A 25,126-nucleotide genomic window follows, 5' to 3' on the forward strand; every position below is an offset into this window, starting at 1 on the left:
AATGGCAAACACGTTTTCACTGATACTGGTGGTGGTGACTGTATTCACCGGTATCATCTGGGCGCTGGACAGGTTTGTCTGGTCGAAAAGACGCCAGGCAGAAGTACGGGCAGCACTCAGTGCTGAAGGTGCAAACGTGGATGACAAGGTTGTGGCGGACGCCGCCCAACCTACGGGCTGGGTGGAAACAGCCAGCTCTATTTTCCCCGTGATTGGTTTGGTTCTGGTATTGCGTTCTTTTATTTATGAGCCGTTCCAGATCCCATCCGGTTCCATGATGCCCACACTGCTGGTAGGCGACTTCATCCTGGTGGAGAAGTTTGCTTACGGCCTGCGTGATCCAGTTTTCCGCCACAAGCTGGTGGAAACCGGGGAGCCAGAGCGTGGTGACGTGGTAGTGTTTAAATACCCGCTTCAACCAAGCATTGACTACATCAAGCGTGTTGTCGGTATGCCGGGCGATACCGTGCGTTACCTTTCAGACAAGCGTATCTGCATCAAGAGCCAGGGCGAAAAAGAGTGCAAGCTTGTGCCTTGGTCAAACATGCATGAAAGTGAATTCAAACAGGGTCCTGTCTATCTCGACCAGGTTGAAGAGACGCTGGGTAAACACAACCATGAAATCCTGCTTAACCCGCTCAAGCACGACCTGACCCAGGCTTATCGTCCGCGTCCGGGTGTGGCTGAATGGGTTGTACCGCAAGGGCATTACTTTGTGATGGGCGACAACCGTGACAACAGTGCTGACAGCCGTTTCTGGGGCTTTGTTCCGGAAGCGAACCTGGTCGGCAAAGCGGTAGGGATCTGGATCAGCTTTGAATTCGAACGCAGTGAAGACAGCATTTTGCCGTCTTGGGTTCCCTCCGGTGTGAGATTCAACCGCATCGGTGGCATTGACTGATTGAGAAAATATGACAACGCCTTTTAATCGCCTTCAGCGTAAGCTGGGTTACCAGTTTAACGACGAAGGACACCTGAACCTGGCACTGACCCACAGAAGTGCCAATGGTACGCATAACGAAAGACTGGAGTTCCTTGGGGACTCCATTCTTAGTTTTGTGATTGCTGATGATCTGTATCATCGCTTCCCAACCGTGAACGAAGGGGATATGAGCCGCATGCGTGCAACCCTGGTTCGCGGTAATACCCTGGCAGAGCTTGCACGCGAGTTTGATCTCGGTGACAACCTGCTGCTTGGCCCTGGCGAGCTGAAAAGCGGTGGTTTCCGCCGTGATTCAATCCTTGCTGATGCCGTGGAAGCCATCATCGGCGCGATCTATCTCGACAGTGACATCGAGATGGTCCGCAAGATTGTATTGTCCTGGTATGCCAGCCGCCTGGATACCATCCAGCCGGGTGTCGGCCAGAAAGATCCGAAAACCCGCCTTCAGGAATTCCTGCAGGGTCGCCGACAGCCACTTCCCGCCTATAATGTGGTGAAGGTACACGGTGAAGCCCACAATCAGGAATTTACCGTTCAGTGCGACGTAGCAGGCTTGGATAAGCCTGTAATTGGAAAAGGCAGCAGCCGGCGCAAGGCAGAGCAGGCGGCAGCAGAACTGGCACTTGGACAGTTAGAGTCATGACAGACAAAACCCACTGCGGATTTATCGCGATTGTCGGCCGGCCTAACGTTGGCAAATCCACCCTGCTCAACCGTCTGGTCGGGCAGAAGCTGTCGATCACTTCGCGTAAACCGCAAACCACCCGCCACCGCATCATGGGCGTTGATACCCGTGACGGCTACCAGGCGGTGTACGTGGATACCCCGGGCCTTCATATTGAAGAGAAGCGCGCCATCAACCGGTTGATGAACCGTGCTGCGACCAGCTCACTGACTGACGTCAACCTGGTACTTTTCCTTGTGGACGGAACCCGTTGGACCGAAGACGATGAAATGGTGCTCAACAAGCTGCGCAAAGCTGAGCTGCCAACCGTCCTGCTGGTAAATAAAGTGGATAACGTCAGGGAGAAGGCAGAACTCTTCCCGCACCTTAAAGATCTGTCTGACAAGATGGATTTCATTGACGTTGTACCTGTATCAGCCAAGCATGGCACCAACATCGACGTGGTTGAGAAGCTGGTACGTCAGTACCTGCCGGAAAGTGACTACTTCTTCCCGGAAGAGTATGTGACTGATCGCTCACAGCGTTTTATGGCGTCTGAGATCATCCGTGAGAAGCTGATGCGTTTCACCGGTGAAGAGCTGCCGTATTCTGTGACTGTCGAGATTGAGCGGTTTGACTACAACCCGGAAACAGACGGTTTCCATATCAACGGCCTGATTCTGGTTGAGCGTAATGGCCAGAAGAAGATGGTGATCGGCAAAGGTGGCGAGAAGATCAAAACCATCGGCCGGGAAGCCCGCCTGGATATGGAAGAGCTGTTCGAGCGCAAGGTGTACCTTGAGCTGTGGGTGAAAGTGAAATCCGGTTGGGCAGACGACGAACGTGCACTGCGCAGCCTTGGCTATATTGACGATCTTTAAGAGGTAAGATGGAAGGGCTGCAACGCTGTTTTGTCCTCCATACCCGTCCCTACAGTGAAACCAGCCTGATCCTGGATGTTTTCAGTGAGCAGTCCGGCCGGGTAACCCTGATGGCGAAAGGGGCGCGCAGCAAGCGTTCAAACCTGAAGGGCGCTTTGCAACCTTTCACTCCGCTTCTTGTGAAATGGTCCGGCCGCGGGGAGATGTTTACTCTCCGCCAGGCCGAGCCTATTGGCCTTGCCCTCCCACTCTCCGGCAAGGCCCTCTATTCCGGTTTTTACCTCAACGAACTGGTCGGCCGGGTGATTGAAAACGGCACATCGTATCCGACCCTTTTCTTTGACTATGTGAATGCGCTCACCGAGCTTGCCCGGTACAACAACCCGGAGCCTGCCCTGCGCCGGTTCGAGCTGGCGTTACTGGATGCACTGGGTTACGGCATTGATTTTCTGCATTGTGCTGGCAGTGGGGAACCGGTTAGCGATAACATGACGTATCTATTCCGTGAGCAGCAGGGTTTTGTTGCCTCACTGATGAAGAACCACAACCTTATCTTTTTAGGTAATGAATTAAAGGCGATTGCTGCCAGGGAATTTTCAACCGTTGAGCAACTGCGCGCTGCGAAGCGCTTTACACGCATTGCACTTAAGCCCTACCTTGGTGGCAAGCCGTTAAAAAGCAGGGAGCTGTTCCTGCCAAGAACAAGGAAATGACGTTTATGAGTGCCATCTATCTCGGTGTAAATATCGACCACGTTGCCACCTTGCGCAATGCCCGCGGAACCAAGTATCCGGACCCTGTTCATGCGGCAGAAATTGCTGAACGTGCCGGTGCTGACGGTATTACCATCCATTTGAGGGAAGACCGCCGCCATATCGTCGATCGTGACGTTTATGTTCTGCGCGACACTATCCAGACCCGCATGAACCTTGAAATGGCCGTCACTGATGAAATGGTCGGTATTGCGCTGGAAGTGAAACCGGACTTTGTCTGTCTGGTGCCGGAGAAACGCGAAGAGCTGACGACAGAAGGCGGTCTGGACGTCGCCGGTAACCTTGAGCGTGTGAAATCTGCCACTGATAAGCTTTCTGAAGCCGGTATCCTGGTTTCCCTGTTTATCGACCCAGACCGCACCCAGATTGATGCTGCGGTGGCTGCCGGAGCCCCTTACATTGAACTGCATACCGGGCACTATGCCGATGCTGATACTGAAACCGAGCGTCAGGCTGAGCTGAAGAAAATTTCTGCTGCGGCCAGTTATGCGGCGGATGTGGGTCTGAAAGTGAATGCCGGCCACGGCCTGACTTACCACAATGTCGCCCCAATTGCCGCACTGCCTGAGGTCTATGAGCTGAATATCGGCCACGCGATTATTGGGCGCGCCGTGTTTGACGGCCTGCCAAAAGCAGTGGCAGACATGAAGGCCATCATGCGGGAAGCGCGTCTGTAATGGCAGTTATCGGGCTGGGGACAGATATCGTCGAAATTGCGCGTCTTGAGAAAGTCATCGCGCGCACCGGGGACGCATTTGCTAAACGTGTCCTGACGGAAAGCGAGATGGAAACCTATTCCGACTCTAACTTTCCAGCCCGTTTTCTTGCCAAGCGTTTTGCGGTGAAAGAAGCGGCCTCAAAAGCCTTGGGGACGGGGATCGCCTGCGGTGTCACTTTTCACGACTTTGACGTAACCAACGATGAGCTGGGAAAGCCTGTTGTGGAATTTTCCGGCGTAGCGCGAAAACTCGCTGACGAGCGTGGCGTGAAGAACATCTTCCTTACCATCGCTGATGAGAAATGCTACGCAGTGGCGACTGTCCTGTTGGAGACCAACTAGCGCTTTTCCCAATCGTCAACCTTCAAAAACAAAAGCGCCCGCAGTTTATTGCGGGCGCATTGTTATTTGCCGAGTGTTAGACGCGTTTGAAGATAATCGATGTATTTATACCACCAAAAGCAAAGTTATTGCTCATGATATATTCACAGTCGATGTGACGCCCTTCACCGCGGATGTAGTCCAGTTCACCACAAGCCGGGTCGATGTTGTCAAGGTTGAGGGTCGGGCTGAACCAGCCGCTGTTCATCATCTCCAAGCTCAGCCAGGCTTCAATCGCACCACAAGCACCCAGTGTGTGGCCGAAGTAGCTTTTCAGTGAACTGATGGGTGTCTGGTTGCCAAAGATATTCGCTGTTGCATTACTCTCTGCAATATCCCCTTTTTCAGTGGCTGTGCCGTGAGCGGAAACATAGCCGATTTTTTCCGGTTGCAGATAGGCATCACGCAGCGCCATTTCCATACAGATTTGCATTGTCTCCATGGTGGGCTGGGTAACGTGCGCGGCATCGCAGTTGCTGGCAAAGCCAACAATCTCTGCAATGATGTTTGCGCCGCGGCTTACCGCGTGTTCATACTCTTCCAGTACCAAAGTGCCGGCACCCTCACCAATCACCAAACCATCACGGTCAGTGTCATAAGGGCGAGGGGTTTTTTCCGGCTCGCCATTTTTCAGGCTGGTGGCAAAGAGGGTGTCGAAAACGGCAGACTCGGTAGGGCAGAGTTCTTCGGCACCGCCAGCGACCATCACGGTCTGATAACCGTGCTTGATGGCTTCATAGGCATAACCAATCGCCTGACTGCCTGATGTACATGCACTGCTGGTCGGGATCACGCGGCCTTTCAGGCCAAAAAACAAGCCAACGTTAACCGCAGTGGTATGCGGCATCATCTGAACATAGGTGGTGGCGGTGATAGCGCGTGTGCTTTTTTCATTGAGCATCACACCGAAGGCACCGATAGCTGGTGTGCTGCCTGTGGAGGAGCCATAGGCAATACCAGTCTGGCCGTTGGTCAGGATTTCATTGCCGATCAGGCCGCTTTGCTCAAGGGCATTTTCTGTCGCGACAGTGGAAAGCAGGGAAACACGCCCCATGCCACGCACTTTTTTACGTGGGTAATGTTTTGGCACACTGAACCCTTCTACCGGCGCTGCCAGTTTGGTGTTCAGGCCATCATACTGTTCGTAGTCAGGCATGTAGCGGACTGCGTTCATCATAGCAGCGAGTTTTGGTTGAACGCTCTGCCAGTCATTCCCGAATGCAGTGACACCGGACATTCCGGTGACAACAACTCTGCGATTCATATCAGTCCTCCATTGACTGAAATAACCTGACGGGTCACATAGCTAGCGCTGTCTGACATCAGGTAGCTGACAAGGCCTGCTACCTCTTCCGGTGTGCCCATTCTGCGCATAGGAACCTGCGGTAGTGCGTGCTCTTTCACTTCTTCGTCTACCATGCCGGTATCAATAAGGCCTGGCGCAACACAGTTAACCGTGATCTTACGTTTCGCCAGCTCCAGCGCCAGCGCTTTGGTAGCACCTATGATACCTGCTTTAGCGGCACTGTAGTTAGTCTGGCCACGGTTCCCCATGATACCGGATACCGACGCCATGGTGATGATGCGGCCACCGCGCCGGCAACGGATCATGGGCATCACACAGGGATGAAGCACGTTGTAGAAGCTATCCAGATTAGTGTGTACCACGCCATCCCACTCATTTTCTGTCATGGCCGGGAAGGCGGTATCAGCGGTCACTCCGGCATTGTTAACGATACCAAAGTATCCGCCATGGGCGTCCATATCCGCTTCAAGTTGAAGACGACATTGATCTCGATGGCTGATATCAAAGGAGATCAACCTGCCACTTCCGCCACTTTTTGTAATTTCTGCCAGCGTCGATTCTGCCCCTGCTTTATCGCGACCATAGTGGATGACGATGTTGAAACCGTCTTTCGCTAATTGGACAGCAATGGCGCGGCCAATGCCTTTGCTGGCACCGGTAACTAAAACATCACGGTTCATTGGGGCTTTCCTTCTAACATTTGCTGTAGTTTTTCTTCAGTTGGCACATAGGCATTAAGCTGGGCGGTTGCAAGTGTTTCGCTATTGTGCTCAATAGTACAGGAGAATACTGCCATACCATTACTTTCCATGACGTGTTTAGCGTGAATATCCAACCGCTTTCCCGATGTGAAAAACGGACAATCGCTGGTGTAGCGGCGACTGCCAAGCAGGAAGCCGATAGGGGGCGATTTGTCCTTTTTTCGTGCCTGATAGCCTGACCAGGCGGCGACAGACTGTGCCATCAGCTCGATACCTACCCATCCCGGGATGCCATTTATCGCGTTGTCGAAAAACAGGCTACTTGGTTCTGGAGTCACCTGACAATGCACATGAAAATCCCCAACATCGACCAGAGAGTCGAGAAGGATCATCGGTGCCTCGTGAGGCAGTAATTCATCAAGGGGGGGGAGCGAACTCATAGTTTTCCAAAAATTAACGATACGTTGTTGCCGCCGAAAGCAAAAGAATTACTCAATATGGCGTTTTTCTTAAGTTTTTCACCTGGCGTAACCAGGCTGACAGGAGCGATTCCCGGGTCCATTTTTAGCTCTTTGGCTGGGCGGGGCAGTGGTAAGTCATGACTCAGGATATGCCAGCAAATGGCCGCTTCAATCGCGCTTGCCGCACCGAGGGTATGTCCGGTAAAGGGCTTGGTTGAGCTTACGGGGACGTCATGACCCAAAACCACACTGATGGCTTTGGACTCCATGGCATCATTAAGAGGAGTGGCGGTGCCATGAGCGTTAACATAGCCAATTTCCTCTGCCTTCAGACCAGCATCTTCCAGTGCGTTTCGCATAGCCTTTTCCGCGCCAAGACCGTCAGGTTGCGGTGCAGAAATGTGGTGTGCGTCCGAGCTGTCTCCTGTCCCCAACAGGGCGATGACAGGGTCAGAGACAGGGCGGGTAAGAGACAACAGCATAAAGGCGGCGGCTTCACCAATGTTGATTCCGTCCCTTTCTGCACCAAAGGGTTGGCAGAGATCAGATGAAACTGAGTCAAGTCCGTGAAAGCCATTGAGTGTCAGCCGGCACAAGGTATCTGTCCCTCCGACAATCACTGCATCAGCAAGGCCGGAAAGCAGTAAACGCTTGGCAGTAATGAATACCCGCCCGCTGGATGAGCAGGCGGTAGAAACCACATACGAGGGTCCGCAAAGGCTAAAGTAATCACTGACAAACTCAGAAAGGTTGCTGAGTTCCTGCTGATAATAGTGATACTCTTCCGGCAGTTCGCCGCCCGTCGCCACTGGTTTAAGCGCTGCTTCACCATTGGCGATCCCGGATGTACTCGAGCCGACCACCACCGCAACGCGGTCACTGCCGTAAGTGGAAATTGCCTGCTGGATATCTGCTTCTATTTGTTTGAGTGCGGAGAGGGCGAGACGGTTGTTACGCGTCTGCTGGTGTTCGAATTGCGGACCGATCTCCGGAAGATCCCCTATGGCACGGCCGACAATGACCTGTTTGCCATCGTTAAGTGTGAAGCGCTCGCCCTTCATCCCTACACTTTCCCCTTGCAGGAGGCTTTGCTGGATCTGCAACGGCGTAGCACCCAGTGCAGAGTGGGAACCACAGGCATGAATATAAATCGGTGTTGGTGAACTGGATGCTGTCATTGCTTGGTGTACGTCCGGTTACTCAAGAGTCTGAATCGTAATCTGGTAGTTTTGTTGCCGTTGCTCAAACTGAATATGGTCTGGAATGACACCGGAAACTACGGGTTCATCATACTGGATTGTTGCCACGGTTTCGCCGTTCTCGTTCAACAGGGTTCGTGCCAATCCATTGTCTTTTAATTGCCAGCCAATCTTTGCAAGGTGCGGTTCCCAGGCCTCCAATGGCCATAGCGTCAGCATCAGGTTCATCAGCACCTGACGCCCATCAGGCAGGACAGCCCCGATACCGGCAAGGTTATCAGCTTCGAGCATTTCGCCGTCATAATGCAGGGTGAGAACCCTGGTTCCCCAACTGGAAAAGCCCACCAGTACAATCTCTGAAGGTGTGATTTCTAGATACACGGGCAGAGTTTGTGTGCTGTCATCCCACTTTGCGGTAATAAGCTGGTTCACGCTGGCTCTTCCCTCAAACTCTGAAGGGGCTGGCAAAGTGATATATCGATCCTGAGCAATTTCCACCTGATTGCTCTCTGGCACTGAGGCACAGGCGGAAAGCAGCAGTGAGAAAACCAAGTTGAGTGCAACGCGAATCATGGATTGAGCTCCTTTTCCGGCTTTTGGATAGCCAACGGTGCGAGTAGCCAGGCCACGACAATACCCACCAGTACAGTGAGACCAAAGCTATGTATCGCTTCAGTCTGACTGAGTGACAGCAAGCCGAACGACAGCAAGGTTGTCAGGGCAGCAAGGGAATTGGCCACCAAGGCGCGATAGCTGTCTTTGTGCTCGGCGAAGAAAAGGGTGTAGTCGACACCGATACCCAGAACGAGAAACAGTGCCAGTAGGTTAAACAGGTTCATCGGGACTGGGCTGATGGCCCCGGCAGTCAATGCTACGCCGGTTGCGAGCAAAGGTGGGATGAGAATATGAACTGCACGGCGAACGCCAAATCGCATGCATAGCACGCCCAGAATAGCCAGACAGGCGATGCTCATCAAAATGGAAATACGCAGACGGTACAGACCAAACAGTGTGGAAACATCCTCAGCTTTGTTCAGTATGCTAACCTCTGGAAACCTTGCTATCGCTTGTTTGATGGCATTTATGTCTGTCACATTCTGCAGTATCACAATCGCAGCATGTTGCCCGTCACCTGGCTCCAACCAAAGCGATGAGAAAAGTTCGCCGCTTGGAGCGTTAAGAACCTGCTTTGGCGTCAGAATGTCTAAGTTGCTTGGGAGTTGTGGTGGCGTTGCCAAGCCAATTTGCGCGGCGAGCTTGTCTCCCTCTGACTGATAAAGCGATTGAACAAGGCCAAAGTTCTCAAACTGCACTGATGCAGGTGGCACCAAGTCCGCGGGGTTTTGATAACCGGAAAGGGCCTGTTCGCTTCGAAGTTTTTCAAGCGCAGGCACCAGCGCGTAAGTATTCTCCAGCACTTCCTGCTCGCTATTTCCTTTGACCAGCAGCATGGGCTGGGAGCTGCTCAGCCCCGTTACTGATTTGATGACTGACTCCTGTGCCTGTAACGACGGAGGCAAGGATTGTAGCTGACGGATGTTGTCATCGTAGTCAGCATTAAAAACGCCAATTAGGGCGACCAGCAATGCAGCAACAGGCATTCCGATCCTTACAAGCGGGTGTCGCCATAAAGTCAGGTAGCCTTTGCTGGAATTCGCGAGAGGAAGTGTCTGATATCTGGCCGGGTGCTCTGCCAACAGTGGATACCAGCAAATCACACTTAGATAGGCGCCAATCAGGCCCGCGGCTGAAAACAGTGCGAGTTGCTGCAACCCGGGGAAAGGGGCCGCTAACATACTGAGGTAAGCGATCAGCGTGGAAAAAAGACCAAAAGTGATGGGAACGAAAACGCGCCTTAACCCTTCGTCTGAACGCCACGATTTGCCCGAGGCGAGGCGGTCAGTGAGGTAGTGGAAGGCATAGTCTATCGAGACACCAATCAGGCTTGCGCCAATGACAAGGCTAAACAGGTGAATTTGTCCGAACACCAGAAGACAGACGGAAAAAGCGGTTACGACACCAGTAGCAATCGACAGTAAAGTCAGGCTGACAGGTAAAAGACTGCGGTAGACCCAAAGCACCAATAGCAAGATACCGAGCATAGAGCCAACGCCGATGGTACTGATTTCAGACTTGGCACTGTCGGTGCCAAATGCGGCATAAAACACCACGCCAGTATGGAAGATTTTGGCATCAAACTGTCTGGCAATGACCTGTTCAACTTGGGTGAGTGCTGCCAGCTGTTGCTGGGTTTGCATGGCGTAGGCTGAACCAGAAAGCGTACCGCGGAGCAGAACATAAAAAGCGCCGTCTTGCTCTGTGGTCAGATAACCTTCTGTGATGGAAAAGCGCTGGCTTTGCTTGTTCATCGTCTGCAGGTAGTCGCGGAATAGCAAAAAGGGATCGCCAGAAAGCTCAGCGCCGGTCACCCCTGAAAATGGATTGTAAACCTGTTGGATAACTTTGGCGGTCTGGGTAGCAGGCGAGTGCTTAAGTCTCTCGCGTTGCTCCTGTGTCAGCAGTTGATATCTGTAGGGCGCGTAGGTGCTCACCCAGGCTGATTGCTCTTCATCAGAGAGTTTGCCATTGATTTTGCTGAAAAGTGGCAGTGCTTTTAGCTTTGTTTCGAAGACGTGCGCAGCTTCAATGACCTTGGTTTGATTGTTGGCAGAAACAAGGAACAGCACCTGATCTTCCATACTGCCAGCCATCTCATCAAAGGCTTTCTGAGCCAGGGGATCTTGCTCGTTTTCAGGGAGCAGGTTAAGGATATTGGTGTCGAGCATCGCTACGCCGCTTGGATGGCGCAGTATCGCAGTGGTTGCCAGCAGGAGTAAGGTAATCAGCCAGAGAATAGCTTTAGTCGTTGAACGCACGGCGCTCCTCGTCACTCAGCGCTGATGCGTGTTGGATATTGCTGAAGGCCACTGTCGTTTTGTCACCGCGGAGCTCTTCCATGGTCAGGGCATCAATATTGTTGCTGCCTGATAAAGTGATCTGGCTGAAGACTTTAGTCAGTGGGGCTTCAGTTGGAGTCAGTACAAGTGTCCATGCCTCAGGGGTGCCATCTAGTTGGTAGCTAAAATGTTGGGTCAGCACATCAGCGTCAGCGTGGAACAGGTCGAGGAAAAGGTCACTGAAATAAAACGCCATCGGGTTATCTTTGGCGCGAATCACCTGCTCTGTCTGGCCCGGCATTTGTTGGCGCAGTATTTTGTCAGACAAAATCAGGGTGACAGGAAACGGCGTGGCCTGCTGCCAAAGCAGACCGTCGTTTTCGCTCAAGATGAAATCGCCTCTTGATACCAAAGGCTTGTTCAACATAGCGATCTCTTTGATCTGTTCGAAATCACCGCTGATAACGGCAGATTTCTTCAGTATCTGAGGCAGATCAGAGAGCCCGAATGCTGAAGCCAGTGGGCTGCTAATCATCAGGCTGAACATTAAAAGCGCAGTACCAAATTTAAGCAGCATTGAAGTAAGCCTCCAAACGGTCTGTCAGTGCTCTGGGGGAAACAAAACACATCTCCTGATCTGCCATCGACACTGCCACCTGCGTGGTATGACCTTTCGTCAATCGCTTACCACTTTGCACATCGTAAATCACATAGTCAGTGCGCAGCCGGTTTTCGTATTCGGTGAGCTTGGCGGTCACCCTGATTTGCTGATTAAACTGAATCGGTTTTACATAGCGCACTGCAGTGTCGATGATCGGCCACATGTAGCCGGAGGCATTCATGGCAAGGTAGCCGTAATCAATTTTTTCCATCATTACGCGCCGCGCTTCCTCAAAATAGCGGAAGTAGTTGCCGTGATAGATCACCCCCATGGGGTCCGCATCCTGAAACGAAGTCATGATAATCACTTCGGCTTCGAGCGTGCACTGTGTCATCAATAAAGCTCCCAAGCTTGTCGCTGAATGTTATCGACAAAACGGCGAAGATCCTGCTCCAAGGGGCGATCTTCAATCACCATTTCAAATTCATCAAGCACCTGTTTTCTCATGGTGCGAAGCGCCGGGCTGAAATGATTCAAATCCAGCTCGCCATGCTTACGGCGGATTTCCAGAGCTTGCGTAGCTGCCAACAGGCTGGCTGCGGTGACTTGCTCGGTCAGTTGCAACACCCGCAGACAATCACGGGATGCGATGGTGCCCATGCTGACCTTGTCCTGGTTATGACACTCGGTCGAGCGGGAAAAGACACTCGCAGGCATGGTATGCTTCAGGGCTTCTGCCGTCCAGGCTGAGATGCCGATTTGTACCGCTTTGAAACCGTGGTTAATGGGCTTGCGATCGCCTTCAGCACCAGTGAGGTTAAACGGCAGACCGTTGTTGAACTTGTAGTCCATCAGCTGTGCCATCTGGCGATCAAGCAGGTCAGCAATGTTGGCAATCGCGGTTTTCAGAGAGTCCATCACCATGGCAATGTGGCCGCCGTAGAAGTGGCCGCCGTGCAGAACGCGCTCGTTGTCACCATCGATGATCGGGTTGTCGTTGGCACTGTTGAGCTCGTTTTCAATCATCTGGCGCACCCACGGCAGGGTGTCTTGCAGCACGCCTATCACGTGAGGCGAACAGCGCAGCGAGTAGCGATCTTGCAGTCGGTCGCTGTTGCGAGGCGGTTTGTCTGCCTGCAAATCGTCACGCAGCCATTTGGCAATCTGCTGCTGGCCAGGATGGGGTTTGACGGCAAACAAGGCTTCATCAAAGTGGAAGTCGTTGCCATGCATTGCCAGCGACACCATGGCGGTAATACGGGTAGAAAGTTGGGCTAGGTACTCTGCTCGTTTGTAAGCGAGACAGGCGAGCGCTGTCATCACGGACGTGCCATTCATCAGTGCTAAACCTTCCTTAGGTTTTAGCGTAATAGGCTCGATACCCAGCTCCGCAAATACCTCAGCGGTGGGCCGAAGTTCGCCTTTGTAAATGACTTCACGTTCACCAATCAGGGCGGCAGCGACGTAAGACAATGGGGTTAAATCACCGCTGGCACCCACTGACCCTTCCTGCGGAATGCGCGGGGAAATGTCGTGGTTAATCAGCGTGACCAGTTGGTTTAGCAGTTCCATGGAAACGCCAGACACGCCTTGTGTCAGGGAGTTCAGGCGGGTCGCCAGTACCGCGCGGCTTTGCACATGGTCTAGGTTTTCACCCAGGCCGCAGCCATGAAAACGAGTCAGGTTAAGTGGTAGTTCATTGACCAGGGCTGGGGGAATCGCAACGGTACAGGAGTCACCATATCCTGTGGTCACGCCATAAATCACGCCTTCTTCTTTCAACAGGCGATCCAGAAAACGGGTTCCACGGTCAATTCGCTCGGCAAATTCATCCGAAGGGTTAAGTGTTGCACGCCCACCATTGGCGATCGCCACCACAGACTCGATGGTGAGCGGCGCTTCGCCAAAAACAATCGTGTTACCAGAGTTACTCGTCATTGTTGCTGCTCGTTAACTGCCAGAAAGGAAAAAAGTTATACCACTGCAGTGGTGCCTGGAGCGTGTAATTCTCCAAGCGTTTTGCATATTGTTCTACCACAGCCTGAAGCGCTTCTTCACGCTTACCCCGGGGCAACAGGATGGGATCATGGAACGGCTCAAAGTAAACATTGAAATGCGGCGTTTTACTGTTTTCATCTCGAAGACCGAAAAGCAGTAGCACGGGGGCTTTCAACACAGATGCCAACACAAACGGACCTTGGGGGAAGGGGGCTGGCTGTCCCATAAAATCCGCCATCACTACACGCCCCTCTCGGGTGACGGATGTGCGGTCACCAACAATCACCACCCATTCACCCTGTTCAATTTTCTGTTGCAGCATGATGGCGGTTTCCGGCCCAAGGTTGGAGACGGAAATCAGGTTGACCGATGCGTCATTGTTGACTTCATCCATCACTGAGTTGAACTGCTCTGCATGCTCGGTAAACACCAGGGCATTGATTTTCACTCCGGTGTGCCGGCGGCTGAGCGCCCGACAAAGCTCTATGTTGCCAAGGTGTGACCCAATCAACACGGCGCCCCGATTTTGCTCCACGATCTCTCTAAAGTGTTCGCCGCCAGTAATAGTGAGGTTGGATTCGTCAAAATCCCCTTTCCAAGCAGCAAGCTTATCCAGCGTGGTTTCGCCGAATGAAAGCAGATGGTGGTAAGAGGTAAAGTGCCCGGGTAAAGGTATATTATTTGCCTTCGCGTAAGCCGAGACCTTGTCGAGATAATCCTGCGAGGCGGCTTTGGCTGCTTTCCCAGTCAGCCAGTAATAGTACATCACAGGCTTTAGCATCAGATTGAAGGCTCGCCGACCGAGCAGACTGTAGGTGGCCAGTAATAGCTTGATACCAAGGATGGTGCCGCGCTCTTTGCGTGCTGACCAATGTTGACTCCGGCTGCACTTCATCGCTAAAAGCCTGGGGATTTTCGGTAGCATGGAAAAGAACAGCCGGCTGTGCATTTTGCTGATACGCACATTGTCTTTGAACGCATCAAAGTGCGAGAGACCGTCCTCAGGGTAAATCACTTTGGTGTCGATAAAGCGGATATCACAGCCGTCCCAATGTAGGCGCACCATGATTTCGATGTCAAAGTCCATTCGTTTGCCGGGGGAGGACATCTCAATCACCTTGATTGTCTGGGCAAGCGGGTAGGCTCTGAAACCACACATGGAATCTTTGATGGTGGTCGACCAGGTTTCCAGTGTTACCCAAAAGTGGGTGATGTAGCGGCCATAAAGCCGGGACTTGGGAACAGATTCGTCGTAAACAGGGCGACCGGAAATCAGAGCCTCCGGGTGGGATTCAGACGCTTCGATAAGAGCAGGTACCGCCGTTAAGTCGTGTTGTCCGTCAGCGTCGATTTGAAGTGCATGGGTGAAGCCAAGTATTTGTGCCTGCTTCAGACCTGCCATCACTGCGCCGCCTTTGCCTTGGTTTTTCTCAAGGCGGTGAAGTGTCACCTCGTCTTGCAGTGAGAGCGTATCCAGAGCGGTTCTGGTTGGTTTGTCACTGCCGTCATCCACAATAACAATCGGCAGCTTAAATGCTTTAAGGGTATCGACCACAGCACCAATAGCGGAGCCGTGGTTATAACAGGGGATCAGGAAACAGGGTGCGTAGCTGCTCATGCCGCCTCGCTGATTAATATACGGCCTGAAGAGTGTGCCCTGTCACCGGACTGGTAACTGAAATAGAGCTTGTGCTTTTCCTCATCCCATTTGAGGGTCAGGGTGATAATGCTGTCTGGCAGGATAGGGTCCTGAAATTTGATCACTTCCATGCCGCCAAATACCCCTTCAGTTGGTAGGTATTCCATGGCGTAACGCACAGCTAAATCGATTTGCGTCACCCCCGGTAGCAGGGGAAACGTTGGGAAGTGGCCTTTGAAGTCTTCTAGCTCTCTGTCGATCTTCAGTGTGAGTGTCGCATTGTGCCCGTCGGTCTCAGCGCGAAGCAAAGTAGGTTTACGTTGCATACTTATCCTGTCTGCAGTTGTTACTGCGCCTCGTGGAACAAGGCTTCAATTGCCTGGTGTTGTCGCTTGCCCTGCGCATTTTGCGGGATGGCCTTAACAAAACGCCACTGGCGGGGAATTGCTATGGGCTCCAACCAGTTTCTAAGGCTTTGTCGCAGTGTCAGTTTGAATTTCCCTGCACCGATCTCGGCCAGCATCTTTTGTCCGTCACTGGATAATACCACTACGGCGGAAATGATTTGTCGTTCACCCTGAGTGTGCACAATGGTGGCAGCATCGAGAATCCACTCGCTTTGGCAAAGTCGCTGCTCAATCTCGGGCAGTGATACGCGCTTTTCTTCGATTTTGACGATGCGATCTGCGCGTCCCTTCAACATAAAAGTGTGATTGTCGAAAAGATCGCACATATCCGAGGTGGGATACCAGTGTTCGGGATCGATATAGGGGGAAAGTAGTTCAAGACAACCCAACCCGTCGAGCCTGGCCTGCATACCACTGAAAAGTAGCCAAGGTGTATTTTCGGTGCTTTGCTGGCGAAAGCCTATCCCGCCTGTTTCTGTACTGCCATAAACCTCAACTGGCAAGGCACCAAGATACGCCAAACTGTTCTGGGCGGCATTTATGGGCAAAGGCCCACCGGAAGAAAACACCGCACGGTACTGACCGGTGCTGGGTTCGACAATTCGTTTCAGTAGAGCTGGGCTGCTGACCAGAACCCGCTGGCGGTCAGCAATAGCACTCACCTGTTCCGGATATACCAGATCTTGGCGTTGGAAAGGCCGGCCTGCTGCGAGAGGCCACAGCACGCGGAACAAAAGGCCATAGATATGCTGGTGGGAGACCGTGCTTTGGATATCGGCTCCTTCGAGCAGGTCGCCCCATTGTTGCTCGAGCTGATGGAGCTCTTCCTGAAGCTGGAAAAGTGATTTCGGCACTGCTTTCGGTGTACCACTGGAGCCTGATGTGTAAAGGATGAGTGTTAAATCGTCGAATGCGGTCAGAGGTGGGGCGTTCTCTTCTTCCCCAGTATCGCAGGGTAATGCCAGCGAAGGCTTGTTGTTTGGTGCTTCCACCCGTTTGTCATGCAGCAGTGCGTCATAGTGTTCAGATAGATCGGCCAGTGCACCGGATTGGAGGTTTCCTGGCAATACCAGTGTTTTATTGGCATGGCTGCAGGCAAAAAAGGCGGTGGTGAAAAGGTAGCTGTCAGCAAATGCCAGTGCCCAGCGCGGTGCAGGATGTTTTTCCAGATAAGCCGCCAGACGGGCAACATCCTGGACAAACTGTGGCCAGTGGACATTTCCAGGATTTCCGAACGCGACCGGGCAAGAAGCTTCCCGCGTTGCGGTACAGAGTGATGAAATAGGAGTAAAACCGCTCACGAAGCCCGTACCTTTTTTCTGATCATATATTCCACGGCGAATAGCATGCAGGCCGCCAGATAACTGAGTAAGCCGTTATACAGTGTCCAGTATTCGACGGGCATAGCGCAGGTTATCCACGCGATCGTACCGTTGATGATAAAAAACAAACACCATACCTGGGTGACCTTACGGGTGTACCTGACGCCGGAGGGGGGCAAGTCAGATTCTTGCAGTCGGGCGAGTTGTTCAATGATTGTCATGGGTTGCCAAAAACTGGCGGCGAAAATCACCAGCATGGTGGCATTAACGGCAACCGGATAATAAAGAAACCAGTCGTGCTGCTTAAACAGGTAGCCGAGAGAGGCCAGAGAAAGACCTATCGCGCCTGTGGTGATGGCGATGGTTTTCAATGGGCTTTTTCCCACAACGCCGCCTGAGAAAAGTCTCAGTACAAACAGAATCCCCAAAACTAACGCCAGTGGACCAATTCCCCAGTGCGATATCCCGGCATAGACTGCCAAGGGATAAGCAAGCAGGAGAAGACCTGCCAATGCACTGACTTTTCGCATTATGCAGAGAGGAGGTCAGCCACTGCGTCAACCACATCCTGCACAGTGCGAACGGATTTGAATTCTTCCGGCTTTATCTTTTTACCCGTGATATTTTGCAGATAAACCACAAGATCTACGGCATCAATACTGTCGAGATCTAATTCCTGATAAAGATGAGCATCAGGAGTAATATCTTCCGGGGTAAGCTCGAATAACTCCACCAGAGCATCACGAACCTGTTCAAAAATTTCTGCTTTATTTACTTCTGTCATTTTCTTTACGCTTTATTCGCCGATATAAACTTCGCCAGATTCGCTACAGAAGCGAAGTGTTGACGTGTATTACTGTCATCGGCATCAATGACGACGTTGTAAGTCTTTTTAATTGCCAACCCAAGCTCAAGCGCATCAATAGAATCAAGACCCAGTCCATCCCCAAAAAGTGGCGCATCGGTTTCGATATCTTCAGCTGTCAGATCTTCAAGGTTCAATGCCTCAATGATCAGTTGTTTAATTTCATTGTGTAATGTGTCCACTGTAGCCTTCTTTAATTGTGTCTTGTTGTTTGGAGTTATTATTATCCGGGAATAAATCCCTCTTGAGCCGCTTATTCAACCGGCGTGCTGCCGTTGCTTCTGCGATGTCAAAATTGGCAAATTCGCCTGCCGCTATCTTACCCTTCACCTCTACATGAAAAAAGGGGCGAACGTCCGGAACTTGGTACCACTTTTTCTCTTTAGTGAGAAAGCTGGGTGTGACGGTGATATGCACCAGCCGGATATCAGTTTGGGTGCGGACTGCAATTTGTGATGCCCCACGCTGCAAAGTGGAAGCAACTCCCGGCGTGGTGCGGGTGCCCTCCGGGAAAATCAGTAATACATTGCCTTCACCAAGGCGTTGGGCACAGCGTTCAAGAAGATCGTCCGGACTGTTGTTTGGGATGTATCCTGCGGCTTTGACAATGCCTTTCATAAAAGGGTTGTGCCAAATAGCTGATTTGACCAGACAATCGCATTGGGGAAGCTGGGATGCGATGAGTACATAATCGATAAGGCTGGGGTGATTGGCGAGAATCAGGCAGTTTTTGTCTGACCTAAGGATATCTCCGCCAGTGATCTTGTAGTTTATCGCACCGGTGTATTTCATGGTCAGGCAGAAGAAGGTGAAGGTCTTCTGGATAATCCGTTGCACCCGGTTTTCACGTTCACGACTGTTTTTGGAGGTAAAGGTCATCAGTGGAAAAACAATGAAGGTCAGCACCAAGGCACCGATCCCAAACAAGCTAAAACAAAAGCCTGTCGCTAGCACCCGCCACCATTTGCTGACTAATCCTAGCATATAGCCTCCAGCTCCCAGTGCCATTGTTGACGCTGGCTCTGCATTGAAAATTGCCGATCTCCGTTGAGCCAATGGCGATAGAAGCTTAAAGCCTGTGGCAGCGTTTTATCGTGTCGAGTTTTACTTTCTGGTGCCGTGCGGGCCAGTGTCACCGCATCACCTGCCTCAATCACCAGTCCCAACGCATAAGGTGCGGTAGTGTGAGGTTCAAAGCGTGAGTACACATCCGGCAATGGCGCGTCAAAATCAACAATCAGGACTTTTTTATCCGGCTGCTCATTGAGAAAGAGAAAGGCCTCTAGAAGGGCGTAATGAAAGCCATCCTCACCGGCCGCAATTGAACTGGCAGGTATCGCTTTTTTGGTAGCTATGGTGAAAAGCCCGGCAGCGGTATTGTGCACCGATTGTGAAAAGGCGGTGGGTGAGGCATCTTCGCCGGATAATATGTCCTGGAGCAGTTGGACGGTCCGCTCAAGTTCACCGTGTCTGCTGGAGAAAACGGTGTAACCGATGTCTTCTCCTTCAGACAACTCAGCGGCAACCTGAACGGCAATTTTGCTGAGTTTACTCATCCTCCGTCGCATCATAGCCGGAATTTTGTCGGCAGGCAGAGCAGAGAATTCAGAAGGCCATTGGCCACTGTTTTTGTGCCATGCGAGCCATTCGTCCTGTTCTACCAAACCTGGAGAAAGTGCATAAAATCTGCGGATATGAAATTGAATACTGCTCATCAGTGATGCTATAACTACGGTGATTATGTGACTGATCAAAGTATTGTTACTTGGTCAGAGTTTAATATTTCGCTTGGCTGGAAGTCAAAACGAGATCATATCGTAATGGCTAAGTGAAGCAACCAGGGAATTAACTTCAACAGGGAGCTATCAGTGAATTTTAAAAAATACCTAGCTTTATTGGCAGTTGCGTTTGTCCTTGCTGGCTGTGGTCGTGTTCAACCAATTAAAAATGTTGAAAATGCACCAGTAGCATTCAATATCCCGGCATCTCTAGTAAAACAGGCAATTCTTGAGTCTGGTATTGACCGTGGGTGGATTATGACAGAAACCAAACCTGGTGTGATTCGCGGTGAATTATTTGTCCGTTCCCATCGCGCCGTTATCGACATTCCATACAGTTATAAGAGTTACTCTATTAATTATGTTGACTCAGAAAACCTGATGGAAAACGATGGGAAAATCCACCGTAATTACAACCGCTGGGTCAATAATTTAGATGTAGATATTCGCAAGAAACTGGCGGTCATGGCAGCTTCCAAGTAAATAGTTATCAGTAGTAGGTATAGAGTGAGTTCATTTCAAGCGGATCCGTACAGCGCTTTGAATGCAAAAACTGAGGCGCAAAAGTTGGCTTTTGCACCTATTGTTTTTCATGCGGCGAGAACATTGCGCGATCTCGGTATTTTGGCTGCATTAGACGAGGCCGGCGTTAACGGTTTAGATGCCACGGCGATCGCTACGAAAACCGGCGTATCAGAATACGGAGTCAGAGTATTGCTCGACATGGCGACCAGCGCCCATATTGTGACCTGGCAATCGCCAAATTATGTACTGGCCAATATTGGTCATTTTCTGCTTTATGATGGCATGACCCGTGCCAATATGGATTTCACCGCCGATGTTTGTTATGCGGCGATGGCCCACCTTACAGAATCGATTGAAACCGGCAGCCCCGCCGGGTTGAAAGAGCTCGGTGAGTGGCACTCCATCTATGAAGGCCTTTCAACCTTGCCGGAGAAAGCCAAACAAAGCTGGTTCCAGTTTGATCATTTCTATTCTGATCGCTCATTCCCACTGCTACTTGAAAAAGTCTTCGCGACCAAGCCGAAAAAGCTGTTTGATATTGGTGGCAATACCGGCAAGTGGGCGACTCAGTGTTGCAACTATGATCCAGATGTGGAAGTTACCATCATCGACTTGCCACAGCAAATTGGGATGGCGCTTGAGCAGGCCAAGATCAACGGATTGGAAGGGCGGATTATAGGCCATCCTTTCAATGCGCTGGACCAGTCACTGTCTTTGCCTGAAGGGGCGGATGTGTGGTGGATGAGTCAGTTTCTTGACTGCTTCTCACCGATGGAAATCTTGAGTATCCTGCGCCGGGTTCGCCAGGCCATGTCGCCAGGTGCTACGGTATATATTCTTGAACTGTTCTGGGACGCGCAGAAATACGAAGCAGCCTCCTACAGCCTGAATGCCACCTCGTTGTATTTTACCTGCCTGGCAAACGGAAATAGCCGCTTCTACCGCTGTGAAGAGTTCCTTCAAATTGCAGAAGAAGCCGGTTTTGACATAGCAGAGCACACTGACCATATCGGCTTGGGGCATACCCTGTTAACATTGAAAGCCCGCCTTTAACGGCGAATACCGTTACCGTTTGAAGAGTTGAAAGGAGTCCATTTCTTGAAGTTGGAAACCACCCAGGTCGCGATTATTGGCGCTGGCCCATCAGGTGCGATTGCAGCCGCCCTGTTGAATCAAAAAGGCATTGATGTACTGGTGCTAGAGAAAGCGACATTTCCCCGCTTTTCAATCGGTGAAAGCCTGCTCCCTGCTTGCATGGAGTCCATTCGTGCTGCAGGTATGTTGGATGCGGTAAACGCGGCTGGATTCCAGTTTAAGAACGGAGCGGCATTCAACCGGGAAGGGCGTTATATCAGCTTCGATTTTACAGATAAGTTCTCTCCGGGAATGGGTACCACCTTTCAGGTCCAGCGTGCAGTTTTTGATAAAGTGTTGGCGGACGATGCAGAGCGACAGGGCGTAACCATCCGCTATCAACACGAGATTGAAGCCGTCGATGTGAATGCTGATAAACCCTTGCTGCATGTGAAAAACGAGCAGGGCGAACCCTACCTACTTCAGGCTGATTTTATTCTCGACGCCAGTGGTTTTTGCCGTATATTGCCGAGGCTGCTCGAGTTGGAAAGCCCGTCTTGCCTGCCGCCGCGTCAGGCAATTTTCACCCATATCGTCGATAACATTGATGATCAGGCGTATGACAGGGATAAGATCCTGATATCCGTGCATCCTGATAACCATGATGTATGGTATTGGCTGATCCCTTTCAGTAATGGCACCTGTTCTTTCGGCATAGTTGGCGAGCCTGATTTCTTCGCCAACTATCCGGATGACCACATTGCAGCGATCAAGCAATTGGCAAGCGAAGAGCCTTGGCTGGAAAAGTTGCTTGCCCATGCTGAATATCCAAACCAGCCTGGCATGATTGGTGGCTATTCAGCCAATGTAAGCAAACTGGCGACCGACAAATTTGCCCTGCTTGGTAACGCTGGCGAGTTTTTGGATCCGGTATTTTCTTCCGGTGTGACCATCGCGATGAAATCAGCAGAACTGGCAGCGACCTCGCTGATCAGACAGCTTTCAGGTGAAAAGGTGGATTGGGAGTCGGAGTACGAAAAGCCGCTGCTGCGTGGCGTTGATACCTTCCGTTGTTACGTGGAAGGTTGGTACAAAGGCACGCTTCAGGGCGTAATTTTCTACCCAAGCCCCGACCCAAAAATCAAACGCATGGTGTGTTCTATCCTGGCTGGCTATGCATGGGATACGGATAACCCTTATGTGGATGAGCCATCAAGGCGACTAAACACGCTGGCTGCAGTATGTGCGGACGGGTAAACAGATAGGTATGGAAAAGGCGGACGTTGAGTCCGACTGTATATTGGGCAGTACTTAGCTGGGGGCGTTTTCCAGATTGTGTGGGGACTGATCCCGGATATTCTGGATTTCATCCAAGGGCTGAATAACTCAGGTTCGATATCCTAAGTGCTTGCACCGTGCTTCAACTGGGTTTCCAATTCATGGCAGAGGCTTTTTAGCCTAGGCACACCGCTGTAAGCACAACTTCCGTGGAGTTTGTGAGTGACCTGCCAAAGCTCAATATCCTTGCCATCCAGCTCTGCTTGCATGGCGTCTTCAGCTGCCGGGAATGAATCAACCAGCATTTGAAGCATTTCTAGGGCCAGGTCTTCTTTTCCCGCTGCCTGTTTGAGGGCCATTTGCCAGTCGAGACTGTTGCCTGAGGGTGAGATAGGCGAAACCTGAGAGCCGGTTCACTGGCTTCAGGTGCCAGGCCCGTTACCCGGAAGTCTATGAGCTGAATATCGGCCACGCGATTATTGGGCGCGCCGGGTTCTTAGTGAACCTGAATTGGAAACCTTCCGTCAGCATAAATTCCCAGCCCGTTTCCTCGCCAAGCGTTTTGCCGTCAAGGAAGCCGCAGCCAAGGCTCTGGGCACCGGTATTGCCGCCGGTATCACCCTCCAGGATTTTACGACCCGGAATGAGGCCTCCGGCAGGCCAGCCCTGGCCCTGTCCGGAGAAGCCAAAGCGTTGGCTGAACGCCTTGGCGTAACCGGTGTTTTCCTGACCATTGCCGATGAGCAGCATTACGCCGTTGCTACTGTGATTCTGGAGTCAGTCTGACCCAGTGTTGTGGGCCGGCTTGTCCCTTGTTTGTTCGCGGATCTTCCACTGTTGCGCCTTCTTTTCCTGCCTGAATTCGTTTTTATCACAAGAGCTTAGCCATTCATCGACTGTGGTGATATGCGGTGTCAAAGGGGCGATGCCACAGGAAATCTGAATGGGGATGGTCAGCTCGTTTGTTACCGGTACCTCAATGCTGGTTGCCAACAGGCGCTCTGCCAGTTCCAGGGTTGAGTCACGGTTACTCTCCCTGACAAGAACTGCAAATTCGTCAGCACCGATGCGGCCTAAGGAGTCTGATTCCCGCAATACTTCCCTGAGGATGCTTGCAAAATAGCGCAGCGCCCTGTCCCCGGTCTGGTGGCCGTATTTTTTATTGATCTGGCGAAACTCCTGGATATTGATATGCAGAAGGCAGGTAGGTGCCCGGTAGCGTTTGTAACGGACAAATTCCTGTTCCAGCTCCCTGTAGAGGGCATGACGGTTGAGGACATCGGTTAACCCATCGCAATCTGCGGTTTCAGCCAGTTTTTGGTAAGCAATGCGCAATTGCTCCAATGAGTCTTCCAACTGGTGCTGGCGGAGTTCTTCGTCAGTACAGTCATGGGCGGTACCAACCAGGAATGCCAGTTGTTTGTCCTTGCCAAATACACCTTTTCCGGTGTCATGGATGTGCCGGATATCCCCGTCGTCCCGGATGATGCGGTATTTGATGTCCCATGTTCCGTTGGCATGACGGACGATGTGCTCACGCACCTGCCGGATATCATCATGGTGAATAAGATCCATAAATGATTTTGGGTTGTTGTACAACGACCCCCGAGACCGCCCCCATATCTTTTCGAACCCGGTGTTTACATAAAGGATTTCATTGATACCCGGAGTTGATACCCAGACAACAGTGTCCTCTGACATTGCTTCTGCCAGCCCCCGGAATTTGTTTTCCTCTAAAGCCAGCCGGTCCTCTGTCAGTTTGACAAAATCTACATCATCAAATGCCAGGATAAAGTAGTCTGGCTGGTCTATGTCGTCACGTATCAGGGATACAGTCAGCTTTACCCAGCAAAAGTTGCCAATGGTGTTGCGTACCCGGGCATTCATGGTGAGCTGGTGGGTTTTACCCAGGGTCAGGGATTTGAGCTTATGGATATACTGCTCCAGGTCATCGGGGTGGGTAAGATCCTGGAAGGTCAGGGTGGTAAGCTGGTCCTGTGTATAACCCAGCTTGAACATCAAGGGCTGGTTTGCCCGGATAAATGCACCGCCAAGGCTGAGGTGAGCCAGTCCACAGGACGTCTTTTCAAAGGTTTCCCTGAAACGGCTTTCGGACTGCGCAAGCTGTTTTTCCCGCTCTATAACAACAGAGATGTCCCGGATTGCTGCAACTGCATAGTTATTTTCGCCGATGGTGACATGGTTAAGGTGCACTTCAATGTTCAACGTGCGACCGGTATTGGACATTCCCGTGACAGCATTTCGCATTTGGAAGCGGCCGCCGGACTTGAAATAGAGTGCACGCAGGTTGGCATGCTGGGCCCGGCTTGCCGCAGGGATAAGGGATTCCACTTTCCTGCCAATCAGGTTCCCCTGCTTGATATCAAACATACTGTTTGCTGCCGGGTTACTGGCAACGATGGTACCAGTGTCATCCACGACGAGAATCGGGTCTGGGCCAAGGGTTATCATTTCGAGATCTGTCCGGCTCAGGGACGGACGCCGAATCTGATTGCGAAATGCAAGCCCGCCCGTTAAGGCCATCCCAGACAGCGCCGTATAAAGGAAGATATTCTCTAACCCAGCTGTAATGGCAATAATTGCTATTACAGTGGAAATGCAAAAGAATCCCAGCAGCATATTCAGCCACGAAGTCGTCTGCACGGAGTGAGTCATGATTTGCCTTATTTTTTGTACTCAGCCAATTAAGTTAAG

The 25,126-nt window shown here is 51.6% G+C and carries 27 protein-coding genes and 2 pseudogenes; 10 read left to right on the forward strand and 19 right to left on the reverse strand.

All coding sequences use genetic code 11. The annotated features are described in order from the left end of the window. The first annotated feature begins 1 nt into the window (after window position 1). From lepB to acpS (NF212_RS02735), 6 genes are read left to right on the forward strand one after another with little or no spacing between them, the layout of a single operon-like run. Entirely contained in the window at window positions 2-901 is a 900-nt protein-coding gene (gene lepB / locus NF212_RS02710; protein WP_434358594.1) for a signal peptidase I, read from the forward strand. 10 nt (window positions 902-911) lie between these two features. Then, the gene (rnc, locus tag NF212_RS02715; protein WP_054675203.1) at window positions 912-1,586 is read left to right on the forward strand and encodes a ribonuclease III; all 675 of its coding nucleotides are present in this window, start codon (window positions 912-914) and stop codon (window positions 1,584-1,586) included. Continuing rightward, window positions 1,583-2,488, forward strand: a complete 906-nt coding sequence (era, locus tag NF212_RS02720; RefSeq protein WP_434358596.1) for a GTPase Era — start codon at window positions 1,583-1,585, stop codon at window positions 2,486-2,488. Before rnc ends, era begins: the two co-directional genes overlap by 4 nt. Window positions 2,489-2,496: 8 nt before the next feature. Continuing rightward, on the forward strand, window positions 2,497-3,201 hold the full coding sequence (recO, locus tag NF212_RS02725; protein ID WP_434358598.1) for a DNA repair protein RecO: 705 nt from the start codon (window positions 2,497-2,499) through the stop codon (window positions 3,199-3,201). 5 nt (window positions 3,202-3,206) lie between these two features. Beyond that, window positions 3,207-3,938, forward strand: coding sequence for a pyridoxine 5'-phosphate synthase (pdxJ, locus tag NF212_RS02730; protein WP_434358600.1), 732 nt, complete (start codon window positions 3,207-3,209; stop codon window positions 3,936-3,938). Beyond that, entirely contained in the window at window positions 3,938-4,321 is a 384-nt protein-coding gene (gene acpS / locus NF212_RS02735; protein ID WP_434358602.1) for a holo-ACP synthase, read from the forward strand. The genes pdxJ and acpS (NF212_RS02735) overlap by 1 nt, the downstream gene beginning before the upstream one ends. Window positions 4,322-4,397: 76 nt before the next feature. Here acpS (NF212_RS02735) and NF212_RS02740 read toward each other — a convergent pair whose 3' ends face one another. Genes NF212_RS02740 through NF212_RS02820 form a run of 17 tightly spaced genes read right to left on the reverse strand, consistent with a single transcriptional unit; the run spans window position 4,398 to window position 19,471 of the window. Beyond that, complete coding sequence (locus tag NF212_RS02740; protein WP_434358604.1) at window positions 4,398-5,624, reverse strand: beta-ketoacyl-ACP synthase; 1,227 nt, start codon at window positions 5,622-5,624, stop codon at window positions 4,398-4,400. Then, entirely contained in the window at window positions 5,621-6,346 is a 726-nt protein-coding gene (locus tag NF212_RS02745) for a 3-ketoacyl-ACP reductase FabG2 (protein ID WP_434358606.1), read from the reverse strand. The genes NF212_RS02740 and NF212_RS02745 overlap by 4 nt, the downstream gene beginning before the upstream one ends. Then, complete coding sequence (locus tag NF212_RS02750) at window positions 6,343-6,807, reverse strand: hotdog family protein (protein ID WP_434358608.1); 465 nt, start codon at window positions 6,805-6,807, stop codon at window positions 6,343-6,345. Before NF212_RS02750 ends, NF212_RS02745 begins: the two co-directional genes overlap by 4 nt. Beyond that, complete coding sequence (locus NF212_RS02755) at window positions 6,804-8,006, reverse strand: beta-ketoacyl-[acyl-carrier-protein] synthase family protein (RefSeq protein WP_434358610.1); 1,203 nt, start codon at window positions 8,004-8,006, stop codon at window positions 6,804-6,806. Before NF212_RS02755 ends, NF212_RS02750 begins: the two co-directional genes overlap by 4 nt. An 18-nt stretch (window positions 8,007-8,024) precedes the next feature. Then, window positions 8,025-8,600 (reverse strand): DUF3261 domain-containing protein, encoded by a 576-nt coding sequence (locus tag NF212_RS02760; protein ID WP_434358612.1) that lies wholly within the window; start codon window positions 8,598-8,600, stop codon window positions 8,025-8,027. Beyond that, entirely contained in the window at window positions 8,597-10,903 is a 2,307-nt protein-coding gene (locus NF212_RS02765; RefSeq protein WP_434358614.1) for an MMPL family transporter, read from the reverse strand. The genes NF212_RS02760 and NF212_RS02765 overlap by 4 nt, the downstream gene beginning before the upstream one ends. After that, the gene (locus NF212_RS02770) at window positions 10,887-11,501 is read right to left on the reverse strand and encodes an outer membrane lipoprotein carrier protein LolA (protein WP_434358616.1); all 615 of its coding nucleotides are present in this window, start codon (window positions 11,499-11,501) and stop codon (window positions 10,887-10,889) included. The genes NF212_RS02765 and NF212_RS02770 overlap by 17 nt, the downstream gene beginning before the upstream one ends. Further along, window positions 11,491-11,919, reverse strand: coding sequence for an acyl-CoA thioesterase (locus NF212_RS02775; RefSeq protein ID WP_434358618.1), 429 nt, complete (start codon window positions 11,917-11,919; stop codon window positions 11,491-11,493). The genes NF212_RS02770 and NF212_RS02775 overlap by 11 nt, the downstream gene beginning before the upstream one ends. Further along, window positions 11,919-13,463 (reverse strand): HAL/PAL/TAL family ammonia-lyase, encoded by a 1,545-nt coding sequence (locus NF212_RS02780; protein ID WP_434358620.1) that lies wholly within the window; start codon window positions 13,461-13,463, stop codon window positions 11,919-11,921. Before NF212_RS02780 ends, NF212_RS02775 begins: the two co-directional genes overlap by 1 nt. Next, entirely contained in the window at window positions 13,453-15,141 is a 1,689-nt protein-coding gene (locus NF212_RS02785) for a glycosyltransferase family 2 protein (RefSeq protein WP_434358622.1), read from the reverse strand. The genes NF212_RS02780 and NF212_RS02785 overlap by 11 nt, the downstream gene beginning before the upstream one ends. Then, entirely contained in the window at window positions 15,138-15,488 is a 351-nt protein-coding gene (locus NF212_RS02790) for an ApeI family dehydratase (protein ID WP_434358624.1), read from the reverse strand. Before NF212_RS02790 ends, NF212_RS02785 begins: the two co-directional genes overlap by 4 nt. Window positions 15,489-15,508: 20 nt before the next feature. Further along, window positions 15,509-16,870, reverse strand: a complete 1,362-nt coding sequence (locus NF212_RS02795; protein WP_434358626.1) for an AMP-binding protein — start codon at window positions 16,868-16,870, stop codon at window positions 15,509-15,511. Further along, window positions 16,867-17,421 (reverse strand): hypothetical protein, encoded by a 555-nt coding sequence (locus tag NF212_RS02800; protein WP_434358628.1) that lies wholly within the window; start codon window positions 17,419-17,421, stop codon window positions 16,867-16,869. Before NF212_RS02800 ends, NF212_RS02795 begins: the two co-directional genes overlap by 4 nt. Beyond that, the gene (locus NF212_RS02805) at window positions 17,421-17,675 is read right to left on the reverse strand and encodes an acyl carrier protein (protein WP_434358630.1); all 255 of its coding nucleotides are present in this window, start codon (window positions 17,673-17,675) and stop codon (window positions 17,421-17,423) included. Before NF212_RS02805 ends, NF212_RS02800 begins: the two co-directional genes overlap by 1 nt. Window positions 17,676-17,680: 5 nt before the next feature. Further along, on the reverse strand, window positions 17,681-17,938 hold the full coding sequence (locus NF212_RS02810) for a phosphopantetheine-binding protein (RefSeq protein ID WP_434358632.1): 258 nt from the start codon (window positions 17,936-17,938) through the stop codon (window positions 17,681-17,683). Beyond that, window positions 17,919-18,740, reverse strand: a complete 822-nt coding sequence (locus NF212_RS02815) for a 1-acyl-sn-glycerol-3-phosphate acyltransferase (protein ID WP_434358634.1) — start codon at window positions 18,738-18,740, stop codon at window positions 17,919-17,921. The genes NF212_RS02810 and NF212_RS02815 overlap by 20 nt, the downstream gene beginning before the upstream one ends. Then, window positions 18,734-19,471 (reverse strand): beta-ketoacyl synthase chain length factor, encoded by a 738-nt coding sequence (locus NF212_RS02820; protein WP_434358636.1) that lies wholly within the window; start codon window positions 19,469-19,471, stop codon window positions 18,734-18,736. Before NF212_RS02820 ends, NF212_RS02815 begins: the two co-directional genes overlap by 7 nt. Before the next feature lie 153 nt (window positions 19,472-19,624). Between NF212_RS02820 and NF212_RS02825 the strand changes: the two genes are divergently transcribed. Genes NF212_RS02825 through NF212_RS02835 form a run of 3 tightly spaced genes read left to right on the forward strand, consistent with a single transcriptional unit; the run spans window position 19,625 to window position 22,390 of the window. Next, the gene (locus NF212_RS02825; protein WP_434358638.1) at window positions 19,625-20,017 is read left to right on the forward strand and encodes a hypothetical protein; all 393 of its coding nucleotides are present in this window, start codon (window positions 19,625-19,627) and stop codon (window positions 20,015-20,017) included. Between the two features lie 24 nt (window positions 20,018-20,041). Then, window positions 20,042-21,112 carry a methyltransferase gene (locus NF212_RS02830; RefSeq protein WP_434358640.1) on the forward strand — a complete coding sequence of 357 codons (1,071 nt, stop codon included), beginning with the start codon at window positions 20,042-20,044 and terminating at the stop codon, window positions 21,110-21,112. 45 nt (window positions 21,113-21,157) lie between these two features. Then, entirely contained in the window at window positions 21,158-22,390 is a 1,233-nt protein-coding gene (locus NF212_RS02835; protein ID WP_434358642.1) for an NAD(P)/FAD-dependent oxidoreductase, read from the forward strand. 54 nt (window positions 22,391-22,444) lie between these two features. On the opposite strand, the pseudogene NF212_RS02840 reads toward NF212_RS02835, so the two are convergent. Continuing rightward, a pseudogene (locus NF212_RS02840) lies at window positions 22,445-22,800 on the reverse strand (Hpt domain-containing protein); the annotation flags it as partial. 76 nt (window positions 22,801-22,876) lie between these two features. Here NF212_RS02840 and acpS (NF212_RS02845) point away from each other — a divergent pair. After that, window positions 22,877-23,197 (forward strand): annotated as a pseudogene (gene acpS, locus NF212_RS02845) (holo-ACP synthase); the annotation flags it as partial. On the opposite strand, the gene NF212_RS02850 reads toward acpS (NF212_RS02845), so the two are convergent. After that, window positions 23,189-25,087 (reverse strand): PAS domain S-box protein, encoded by a 1,899-nt coding sequence (locus tag NF212_RS02850; RefSeq protein ID WP_434358644.1) that lies wholly within the window; start codon window positions 25,085-25,087, stop codon window positions 23,189-23,191. The pseudogene acpS (NF212_RS02845) and the gene NF212_RS02850 sit on opposite strands and share 9 nt — an antisense overlap. Window positions 25,088-25,126: the final 39 nt, after the last annotated feature.

It is taken from the genome of Parasalinivibrio latis (assembly GCF_036825535.1).
GTDB classification, from domain to species: Bacteria; Pseudomonadota; Gammaproteobacteria; order Enterobacterales; family Vibrionaceae; genus Parasalinivibrio; species Parasalinivibrio latis.